Source organism: Secundilactobacillus sp. MJ173 (assembly GCF_059704265.1).
In genome coordinates, this window is the sequence record NZ_BAAKGN010000037.1 from 19,277 (window position 1) to 28,977 (window position 9,701).

10 protein-coding genes and 1 riboswitch are annotated in these 9,701 nt (G+C 42.0%); of the genes, 4 read left to right on the plus strand and 6 right to left on the minus strand.

Features of this window, described 5'->3' with window-relative positions; all coding sequences use genetic code 11:
• Positions 1-2: 2 nt before the first annotated feature.
• Genes folE through folB form a run of 3 tightly spaced genes read right to left on the minus strand, consistent with a single transcriptional unit; the run spans position 3 to position 1,426 of the window.
• On the minus strand, positions 3-572 hold the full coding sequence (gene folE, locus AC6H04_RS06170) for a GTP cyclohydrolase I FolE (RefSeq protein WP_497570864.1): 570 nt from the start codon (positions 570-572) through the stop codon (positions 3-5).
• Positions 562-1,098 (minus strand): 2-amino-4-hydroxy-6-hydroxymethyldihydropteridine diphosphokinase, encoded by a 537-nt coding sequence (folK, locus tag AC6H04_RS06175; protein WP_497570865.1) that lies wholly within the window; start codon positions 1,096-1,098, stop codon positions 562-564. The genes folE and folK overlap by 11 nt, the downstream gene beginning before the upstream one ends.
• Positions 1,061-1,426 carry a dihydroneopterin aldolase gene (gene folB / locus AC6H04_RS06180; RefSeq protein WP_497570866.1) on the minus strand — a complete coding sequence of 122 codons (366 nt, stop codon included), beginning with the start codon at positions 1,424-1,426 and terminating at the stop codon, positions 1,061-1,063. The genes folK and folB overlap by 38 nt, the downstream gene beginning before the upstream one ends.
• Positions 1,427-1,552: 126 nt before the next feature.
• On the opposite strand from folB, the gene AC6H04_RS06185 reads away from it, so the two are divergent.
• The 3 genes from AC6H04_RS06185 to gnd all read left to right on the plus strand — a co-directional run bounded on the left by AC6H04_RS06185 (position 1,553) and on the right by gnd (position 5,575).
• On the plus strand, positions 1,553-2,056 hold the full coding sequence (locus tag AC6H04_RS06185; RefSeq protein ID WP_497570867.1) for a phosphatidylglycerophosphatase A family protein: 504 nt from the start codon (positions 1,553-1,555) through the stop codon (positions 2,054-2,056).
• A 340-nt stretch (positions 2,057-2,396) separates the two neighbouring features.
• On the plus strand, positions 2,397-3,869 hold the full coding sequence (gene zwf, locus AC6H04_RS06190) for a glucose-6-phosphate dehydrogenase (protein ID WP_497570868.1): 1,473 nt from the start codon (positions 2,397-2,399) through the stop codon (positions 3,867-3,869).
• Positions 3,870-4,138: 269 nt separating this feature from the next.
• On the plus strand, positions 4,139-5,575 hold the full coding sequence (gnd, locus tag AC6H04_RS06195; protein WP_497570869.1) for an NADP-dependent phosphogluconate dehydrogenase: 1,437 nt from the start codon (positions 4,139-4,141) through the stop codon (positions 5,573-5,575).
• A gap of 54 nt (positions 5,576-5,629) precedes the next feature.
• Here gnd and AC6H04_RS06200 read toward each other — a convergent pair whose 3' ends face one another.
• From AC6H04_RS06200 to AC6H04_RS06210, 3 genes are all read right to left on the minus strand, one after another.
• A complete protein-coding gene (locus AC6H04_RS06200; RefSeq protein ID WP_497570870.1) occupies positions 5,630-6,181 on the minus strand; it encodes a VanZ family protein in 552 nt (183 codons plus the stop codon).
• Positions 6,182-6,279: 98 nt separating this feature from the next.
• The gene (locus tag AC6H04_RS06205; RefSeq protein WP_497570871.1) at positions 6,280-6,921 is read right to left on the minus strand and encodes an SDR family oxidoreductase; all 642 of its coding nucleotides are present in this window, start codon (positions 6,919-6,921) and stop codon (positions 6,280-6,282) included.
• Between the two features lie 286 nt (positions 6,922-7,207).
• The gene (locus AC6H04_RS06210; protein ID WP_497570872.1) at positions 7,208-7,558 is read right to left on the minus strand and encodes a hypothetical protein; all 351 of its coding nucleotides are present in this window, start codon (positions 7,556-7,558) and stop codon (positions 7,208-7,210) included.
• Positions 7,559-7,726: 168 nt separating this feature from the next.
• Here AC6H04_RS06210 and AC6H04_RS06215 point away from each other — a divergent pair, with 168 nt between their 5' ends.
• The gene (locus AC6H04_RS06215) at positions 7,727-8,752 is read left to right on the plus strand and encodes a threonine aldolase family protein (RefSeq protein WP_497570873.1); all 1,026 of its coding nucleotides are present in this window, start codon (positions 7,727-7,729) and stop codon (positions 8,750-8,752) included.
• An 85-nt stretch (positions 8,753-8,837) separates the two neighbouring features.
• Positions 8,838-9,003: riboswitch (M-box (ykoK) riboswitch) on the plus strand.
• Positions 9,004-9,701: the final 698 nt, after the last annotated feature.

The window sequence follows — 9,701 nt, forward strand, 5'->3', positions numbered from 1 at the left end:
CATCACCCGTTAATTCGTTGCAAGAATTCCTGTTTTAATTCATGGTCCGTCTTAAAGGCACCAGTATAATAGCTGGTTTCGGTTTGACTGCCAGTTTTTTCAACACCGCGCATTTCCATGCACATATGCCGAGCCGAGACCGACACTGCAATCCCTTGTGGGTCAAGAATCCGCGTAAGTTCCTTAGCAATGTTGACCGTCATCCGCTCCTGCACGTTTGGTCGCTTAGCACAGTAGTCAATCAATCGGGGAATCTTACTGAGTCCCATTACCCGCTGATGGTTAGGGATATAGGCCACATCTACTGTCCCGAAAAATGGCAGCAAGTGATGTTCACACATGGAATAAAAGGAAATATCTTTGATCAGCACCATTTCGGTGGTTTCGTCCACTGGAAAGAGTTTGTAGTTATCAAATGCCGGCGCGTTAACTGACGAAAAGACTTCACTGTACATCCGGGCAACCCGACCCGGCGTTTCAACGAGACCGTCACGCTCAGGATCTTCGCCAACGGCCTCCAAAATCATCTTTACTGCTTCTTCAATTTTTTTCTGATTTGCGTCATTTATCATAGTTTATGGTGACCCCTTCTACTTTTTTAATCCAACTTTGATCGGCTTTTTGCTGTAAGGCAGCCTCTACTTGGACCTTCACTTTCAAATCATGACCAGCAATTTCCTGTACTGGCAGTAACACAAAGTTACGCTCAGATGCTCGTGGATGTGGCACGGTTAGGTCTGGTGTCTCAATCTGACGATCACCCCAATAGACGATATCTAAATCAATCGTTCGGGGACCCCAATGTTTTAACCGGCGACGATGACCCGCTTGCTCAATGTCGTGGAGCAAAACCAATAACCCTTGCGGATCAAGCGCGGTGGTTAGTGACACTGCAATATTATAGAAATTAGCTTGATCCAAATTACCCCACGGCTGCGTTTCGTAAACCGAAGAAACGGCTTTAATTTGAACTGCTGGGTCAGCTTGAAGTAAGTTAACTGCTTGCGTTAAGTTGGCCAATCGATCACCAATATTTGACCCGATGCTTAAATAAACTTGCTCACTCACGATTTTCACCTGACACTTCAATTTCGACATTATCAAATATTCCTGGCATGGGAACACTGTACTTACGAATTTTAAGCGTAATCTTGGTCGCCATTGGAAAATCCTTTAGCAACAGCTTTAAAAGTTCATTAGCGAGTGATTCAATCAGCTTATAAGAATGCGTATGAACAAATTTATCGATCGTTGCATTCACATCCGCGTAACTGATCGTTTCGTCCAGTTCATCGTGCTGAACCCGTGCTTCAATTGGATAGTTCAAGGCAACATCAATCGCTAACTGCTGACCATTTTTTCGTTCTTCAGGAAATACACCGTTAAAGGTATGAAACTTTAGATTATTAATTCGAATAACGCCCATGGTGCCACCCCTTCTCTAAATGCGACTAAATTGTTTCTATTTTACCATCTATTACAGGTTTAAACACCTATCAGCTGCCCTTTTTTGGTACACTGGAAGTAACGTCTTTTCGAAAGGATGATGAAGTTGAATAACCGAAACTTTAAGTATCCAGATACTGCCGCCTATGACAGTATCATCGCTTACTTCGAAAGTAAAAACATTAAGCTTGAGGACATCGCATCAATCACTTATCAGATGCAGCTGCAATTCATTCCCGAACTTCAAGAAGAGGAAGCCATGTCAGCCGTTATCGATGTGCTCCATAAGCGAGAAGTCATGAACAATGCCATGGTGGGGATTGCTTTGGACAAATTGGCAACCCAAAAAGAACTGCCCGAACCGTTGCAAAGTATCGTTGAAAACGACGCGGGGGTCTTTGGTGTAGACGAGTTGCTTGCCGAAGGAGGCATCTCTGGTATCTACGGTAAAATTGCAACCACTAATTTTGGCTATCTCGACCGCGAAAAACACGGTATCCTAAAGCGGCTGGATACCGTTCAGGGTAAGGGAGTCAATACCTTCTTAGATGATATCATCGCTGCCATTGCTGCCGCTGCTGGAGCTAAATTAGCCCATAAATACGCTTAACGCACCAGTATTATCCTTAATAATGTCATTAAACTGAGAATTTTCAATTGGCTTGTTGCGCTGTTTCGGATAAAATGAAGGCCATTTCCAAGTTGAAATTTTGTTTTCTAAAATTTTCTTTCAAAATTGTTGTTTTATATGAAAGCTTTTTTCATAAAGGTTTATAGCCGATATTTTATTTAAGTGATCAACTTGTTCAAGAAACTTTTCTTAATTCCCTTTATTTACTAGGAATTTGTTATATAATAATTTCGACACGAGTGGTCTAGACGATATCGTTTTGTCTACGGCGCACTCGTCAATGACTACTTTACCTCACAAAATTTAAGGAGTGACTGTATTGGCTGCAGAAAGAACTTCACTATTTATCTTCTTCGGCGGGACTGGTGACCTAGCTTACCGGAAACTTTATCCTTCCATGTATAACTTATATAAAAAAGGAACTTTAAGAGAACATTTTGCCGTTCTCGGAACTTCTCGTGAAAAACTAACGGATGAACAATTCCGGGACCAAGTGCGTAAGTCACTTGGAACCACTAAGACTGACAAAGATGCTGAAAAGTTTGTTTCACGCTTTGTTTACGAAGCACACGATGTTACCGACAAGGAACATTATCAAGTTTTGAAGAACCGTGCGGATGCCTTGGACAAGAAGTATGAATTAAACGGCAACCGGATCTTCTATCTTTCACTTGCACCATCATTCTTCGGTACCGTTGCTGGTTTCTTAAAGACTGAAGGTTTGACCGACACTGAAGGCTTTGACCGTGTTGTGATTGAAAAACCATTCGGTCGTGACTTTGACTCAGCTAAACAATTAAACGACGCCTTAAGCAAGTCATTCGATGAAAAACAAATTTTCCGAATCGACCACTACTTAGGTAAGGAAATGATTCAAAACATCGAAGCTGTTCGTTTTGGTAACACTTTGATTGAATCTCTCTGGAACAACCGTTACATTGACAACATTCAAGTGACATTATCCGAAAAACTGGGTGTTGAGGAACGTGCTTCATACTATGACAACTCCGGTGCCTTACGTGACATGGTTCAAAACCATATTATGCAAATCGTCAGCTTGCTTGCCATGGAACAACCTGTTTCCTTCACCGATGTTGATATCCGTGCTGAAAAAGTGAAGGCATTACGTTCACTTCGGGTTTACAACGTTGCTGAAGCTTCAACTAACTTCGTCCGTGGTCAATATGGCCCCGGCGATAGCCAACGTGCCTACCGTGATGAGGACAATGTCCCTCACGATTCAAACAACGATACCTTCGTTGCTGGTAAGTTATTGTTTGATAACTACCGTTGGTCAGGTACCCCATTCTACATCCGGACTGGTAAGATGTTAGCTGACAAGTTCACCCGCGTGGACGTTGTCTTCAAGAAGCCGCTCATCGACATCTTCTCATTCCCACAAAACCACAACGCACCGCTTGAAGCTAACGTTTTGACGATGTACATCGAACCACACGCTGGTTTCTCACTACGTCTGAACGCTAAGACTAACGGTCAAGGTTTCCAAACTGAACCAATCAATTTGGACTACTTCGTTGATGCTAAGGATTCAAAAGCTACTCCAGAACCATACGAACGCCTACTTCATGACGTTATGAAGGGTGACGGTACCAACTTCTCAAGTTGGCAAGAAGTTTCCTATGCATGGCGCTTCGTGGACCAAATTCGTAAGGTTTGGGACTTGCAACAACCACAGTTCCCTAACTACACCCCAGGTTCAATGGGCCCTGCATCTGCTGACGAATTGATCCAACGCGATCACCGTCAATGGGTATACCGTTTAAACAAGTAATTAATTGAGATTAAACTAAGAGATCCGCAGTTCTTGATTCTAAGAATTGCGGGTCTTTTATCGTCTATTTTGAACTATTCATCACTTGTGAAATTTTATTAGTTTCATACTGCTATAAAATATTTGAAAGCACTTCCCTTCAACAAAACATTAAGTTTACAACTTATTTTTTTATGTCCTAAATCGGAGCTGTTTCTTCACATTCCAATTGTGAAATGTTAAACTAAGGCTGTGCTACAATTACTATTTTATTAAAAGGAAGGTTTGTAATGGCAGATAAATTAGCAAATATCGGTGTTGTCGGGATGGCTGTTATGGGTAAGAACTTAGCCCTTAATATCGAAAGCCGCGGCTTCACTGTTGGTATTTATAACCGTACGGCTTCAAAGACTGATCAGGTGATGAAAGATCACAGCGACAAGAACTTGGTTCCTAGTCACACGATTGAAGAATTCGTTGATTCACTAGAAAAGCCACGTCGTATTCTTTTGATGGTTAAAGCTGGTAAGCCAACTGACGCTGTTATCGATGAATTAATTCCGTTACTCGACAAGGGTGATGTTTTAATTGATGGTGGTAACACTAACTTCCACGATACGATGGCACGTAACGCAAAACTTGATAAATCAGGGATCAACTTTATCGGTATGGGTGTTTCCGGTGGTGAACTGGGTGCCCTCCAAGGACCATCGTTAATGCCTGGTGGTCAAAAAGAAGCCTACGATTTAGTTGCCCCAATTCTAGAACAAATTTCAGCAAAAGCCACCCAAGATGGCAAACCTTGTGTCACTTACATTGGCCCTAATGGTGCTGGTCACTATGTCAAAATGGTGCATAACGGTATCGAATACGGCGATGAGGAACTCATTGACGAAAGCTACAACATTATGCGTAACGTTTTAGGCATTTCCGTTGATGATATGGCTGATATCTTTAAGGAATGGAACAAGGGTGAACTTGACAGTTACTTGATCGAAATCACAGCTGATATTTTGAGCCGTAAAGATGATCTTGGCGATGACAAGACTAAACCAATCGTTGATATGATCTTGGATCGTGGTAACAACAAGGGTACTGGTAAGTGGAGTTCAGAAGATGCTTTGAACGTTCAGGTACCACAATCAGTGATCACTGAAGCCGTTTATGCCCGTTACATCTCAATGATGAAGGATGAACGTGTTGCCGCTTCTAAGACTTTAGCTGCACCAAAAGCTAACGAAGAGATTGGTGACAAAAAGGAAATGGTTGAAAAGATTCGCCAAGCCCTCTACTTCAGTAAGATCATGAGTTACGCTCAAGGCTTCGAGCAACTACGGTTCGCTTCAGAAGCTTACGGCTGGAACTTACAATATGGTCAATTAGCTCAAATCTGGCGCGCTGGTTGCATCATCCGTGCACGTTTCCTACAAAACATCACCGATGCTTACGACAAGAAACCTGATTTGACTAACTTATTGCTAGATGACTACTTCAAAGATATTGCTGCGAAGTATCAAGAATCAACGCGTGAAGTTGTTGCTTTAGCTGTGAAGATGGGTGTCCCAGTGCCATCATTCAGTGCTGCGATTACTTACTATGATTCATATCGTTCAGCAGTCTTGCCTGCTAACCTCTTGCAAGCACAACGAGACTACTTCGGTGCCCACACTTACGAGCGTGTCGACCGTGACGGTATGTTCCACTATCCATGGTATGAAGAACAATAAAACAATCAAAAAAGCGGCTGGTCGATTTTTCGGCCAGCCGCTTTTTTAATACTTTTATTTTGTAAATCTCAATGAGCTAATTGAAAAATATCTCACCAGCCGTTTTAGTGGCGAATGCTGTAACAGCAAGACCACTGCGTAGCCAATTACGACACCGCCCGCATTGGTAATAATATCGTTAATATCAACCCAACGTGACATTTGCAGAAAGCTATCCAAAATAAACTGAGTACTTTCGATACCTAAACCAATTAAAACACCAATACCAATAATTTGGCGAAAATCGGCTTTACACAATAATCTTAAATAAACGCCCATGGGCACCATCATCAAAATATTCAGGTAGAAATCCATCTCGATACCACGAAATGGAATTGGGTTAGTTGGCGCATTACCAACCCAAAACGGTCGCATTGTTGGAACACTGCCAAATGCATATGAAGTTGGTGTTAACGTCAAATAACCCACAATGGCAAGGTAAACACCAAACGTGACGATGGTGACCATTTGGCCTACCGTTCGCTTTTGACCAGCTAGAGTCCCTATCCCTATCATCACTAGAAATACGTAGGCAAGATAGGGCAACCATTGAGAATAATTTGTCATTGAAACCCCCTCCTTCAAAAGTGATTGGTAGTCATTTTGTTTCTCTGTTCATCACTATAAACCCTGATCATTCTGAAAGATAGGCACATACCTGTGGCTTAAATGTTTTTTAAGGCTTCTTCAATCGGTGTTTCACCGGTAATCAGTGGAATTGTCTTATTAATAGTTCCAGGCTGGTCTAATGAGGCAACGACTGTACGAGCAACGTCCTCACGAGCGACTGAACCGCCTTCTAAGCCGCTAGTATTGATTTTACCAGTACCCTCATCAAAAGTGAGTGCTCCAGGTTCCACAATCGTGTAATCTAAATCGGTTCTATACCGTAACCACTCATCCGCATAAAATTTCGCAGCATAGTACGGCCGAATAGCATCACTCCAGCGATTACGATCTTCTGCCCACAATGCACTAACCATCACATAGCGCTTAACGCCCGCAATTTGAGCCGCCTGCATACTTTTAACAGCACCGTCAAGATCGACTAACAGGGTCATATCATCCCCGGTCTTCCCGCCAGAGCCCGCCGTAAAAATAACGGCGTCAAAACCATCCAGTGTGACACCAAGTTCTTCTGGTCGGCCAAGTAAGTCAACATGGGCTGTCTTAATCTGATGGTCTTCAAAAAAGGCTGCTTGCTCAGGCTTCCGGATACCTGCAACAACCTCCTCGCCCTTTTCACTGAGTTGTTGGCTGATCAATCGGCCAACGTTCCCATTAGCTCCGATAACAAATACTTTCATGTAAATATCCTCCAATTACTGAACTAGTTGTATAGCTCTTAATTATACGCATCATATGTGACAAGTGCTATGATATCGTCTTGATTCTATTTTTAAGCTCCATTTAAAATAATCTTGATACACTTTAGCAGTAGTTTTAAAACTACTTTTTACTCATCAAGCCGGTTTACTAGGCAAAACCGACATCTCTAAGATTAACCTACTTATCAATCTACATTCGAGCAAAAAACCGATGACCCTATTATGATAGGATTCATCGGTTTTTGCTTGTATTTAAAGATTATGATTAAAGACCCTTTGAAATCTCATCATACTTTTTTTGATACCATTCATCATATGATTGGTCAGTCATAACGCCGTTTTCCATAAATGATTGATCAAGTGACGAGATAATTCTGTCAAATAACTCGCCATCATTTTGATACAAATAATCACGGAGTCGGTCTGGATGGAAATTAGAATTTTGCTGAATATCATGGTTAACTTGTTCAATCTCGTATTGAATAGGATAATCCGCCAAGATTTCAAGACTCTTGGTTGAATATTTTCTGAGGTAAAAATCAATAAAGTCGTGAGTTGCACGAGATTTAGCTTCATCACTTAATTGATCAAACAAAACAACACCTGGTTGTAACACAAAGATCACTCCTTAAATTAATCAAAAGATTCCTTTTATTCCGCAATTTAAGTATAGTTCTTTTAAGGTCTTTTGGTAAGGTTGATGCTAAATGTCTAGTCCCCTAATCGCCAAAAATAGCGTAAAATATACATAGCATTTAATTACGCAACCGAAAAGAGGGAAAATATGTTACCTTTTGCAAACGATTATTCTCGTGGCGCTCATCCGAAAGTCTTACAGGCTTTAGTTGATACTAATATGGATGCTCAACCAGGTTATGGTCAAGACGACTATACCAAACGAGCCACTCAAAAAATTAAAGCTGCCTGCCAGATGCCAGACGCGGAAGTCTTTTTTATTTCTGGCGGTACCCAGACAAACCAAGTCGTTATCTCAAACTTATTAGATGGTGATGAAGGTGTGGTAGCAGCTGACTCCGGTCACATTAATTTTCATGAAGCTGGTTCAATCGAATATACCGGCCATAAGGTGCTGACACTTCCAGGAGAAGATGGCAAAGTAACTGCCAAAAATCTCCAAGCTTATTTGGATGCTTGGCAAGCCGACGAAAATCATGGTCAGATGGTTGCCCCGGGGATGGTATACATCTCTTTTGCCACCGAAGTTGGTACACTTTATAGCAAACAGGAACTAGCTGCGCTTTCCAAAATTTGCCGAACTAATCACCTCACCTTGTTTATGGACGGTGCTCGGTTAGGGTACGCCTTAATGAGCCCAGAAAACGATTTGAGTTTAGCTGATATTGCCCAATACTGTGACGTCTTTTATATTGGTGGCACTAAAATTGGTGCATTAGCAGGTGAAGCCGTGGTCTTTACCCAACATAACGCACCTAAACGTTTTGCAACAAAAATCAAACGACAAGGGGCGATGCTGGCTAAGGGGCGTCTCATCGGTGTCCAATTCGATGCACTGTTTACAGACGATCTTTATTTTCAGATCAGCCAACACGCCATCAATTTAGCAATGAAATTGAGACAGGCTCTGAAAGATAAGGGCTATCAATTCTTGATTGATTCCCCAACCAATCAGCAGTTTATTGTGGTCGATAACAAACAATTACCAGAATTAAAAAAACAGGTTGATTTTTCGTTCTGGGAAAACGTTGATAGTACGCATACGGCGATCCGATTGGTCACAAGCTGGTCAACCACCGAAGATGAAGTAACGGCGCTAATCGCTGTATTATAGCTCCTGAAAGCTGAAAATCTTGACTATTTCAGCCAGCAAATCATTTGTCATTCTTTTTAAATTCGAGTATACTTAAGTATGGAATTGAATAAGCCGTTAGGTGAGGCTCCTATACGGAAAACGCTACTGCTCAGAAACGTCGAAAAACGCCAATGAGTCAGCTGTCCGAGTTAAAAAAAGGCTCGGTCTAATGTGGCTGTTATCCAATAACTACGCCGTATAGTGCTAAAGCTCAACGATTGGCGAAACAACCTTTTTAGGTTATTTAAGTGTGCAAATCAATGCGCTCAGCCAATTGTTGGCTGAGCGTTTTTTAATCCCTAACGCACGGCAACCATAACTGGAGGTGAGTAACTATGACAACAGAAACATATGATCCTGGATCGCAGTCTTATCACGCGTGCCAGGGAAAGCGAACGGCCATAGCCCTCACCTGTTTTAGAGTAATCGGTAACCGTTTCTGATTCTCAAGCTATGCCGTCTTACTTTCCCGGCCCTATATTTGGCGCTTTTAGAATGATCAATAAACTGATTGGTAGCTGTCTTTTTCTTCGTAATCGGTGTTGCAGCTGATTATTAGCGAAGATCCTGAACGTATCCGTTAGTGCCATCAGTTTAAGATTCGATTGAATTGGGAAAGCAAGGGTTAGCAGTCTGAGTCTCGGTGCCCGAGTTGACCATCTGACAGTGAAATGTCGGTCAACTAAACAATGTGCTTCACCATGCAGGGAACTGTGTGGGGAGATTTTAGAACGGCTAACTTGCGCGATAAAGCGTAAGAATGTCATTTTAAAACGTCAACCATTACCATAAATTTTACTATAACGCTGTCGATATTGTTAACGAAAATCACAAGTATAGCTTGATGGGAATCAACCTCACTTGCGGTTATCAGCCAATTGAGATGGCACCGAAAAAGCGCCCTGGGCTCGACTCCTGTCAAGTGGAC

Excerpts from the sequence above, each read along its gene's own strand:
- folB (WP_497570866.1), bottom strand. The coding sequence starts at position 1,426 with ATGGGCGTTATTCGAATTAATAATCTAAAGTTTCATACCTTTAACGGT.
- folK (WP_497570865.1), bottom strand. The coding sequence starts at position 1,098 with ATGTCGAAATTGAAGTGTCAGGTGAAAATCGTGAGTGAGCAAGTTTAT.
- AC6H04_RS06200 (WP_497570870.1), bottom strand. The coding sequence starts at position 6,181 with ATGACAAATTATTCTCAATGGTTGCCCTATCTTGCCTACGTATTTCTA.
- AC6H04_RS06215 (WP_497570873.1), top strand. The coding sequence starts at position 7,727 with ATGTTACCTTTTGCAAACGATTATTCTCGTGGCGCTCATCCGAAAGTC.
- folE (WP_497570864.1), bottom strand. The coding sequence starts at position 572 with ATGATAAATGACGCAAATCAGAAAAAAATTGAAGAAGCAGTAAAGATG.
- gnd (WP_497570869.1), top strand. The coding sequence starts at position 4,139 with ATGGCAGATAAATTAGCAAATATCGGTGTTGTCGGGATGGCTGTTATG.
- AC6H04_RS06205 (WP_497570871.1), bottom strand. The coding sequence starts at position 6,921 with ATGAAAGTATTTGTTATCGGAGCTAATGGGAACGTTGGCCGATTGATC.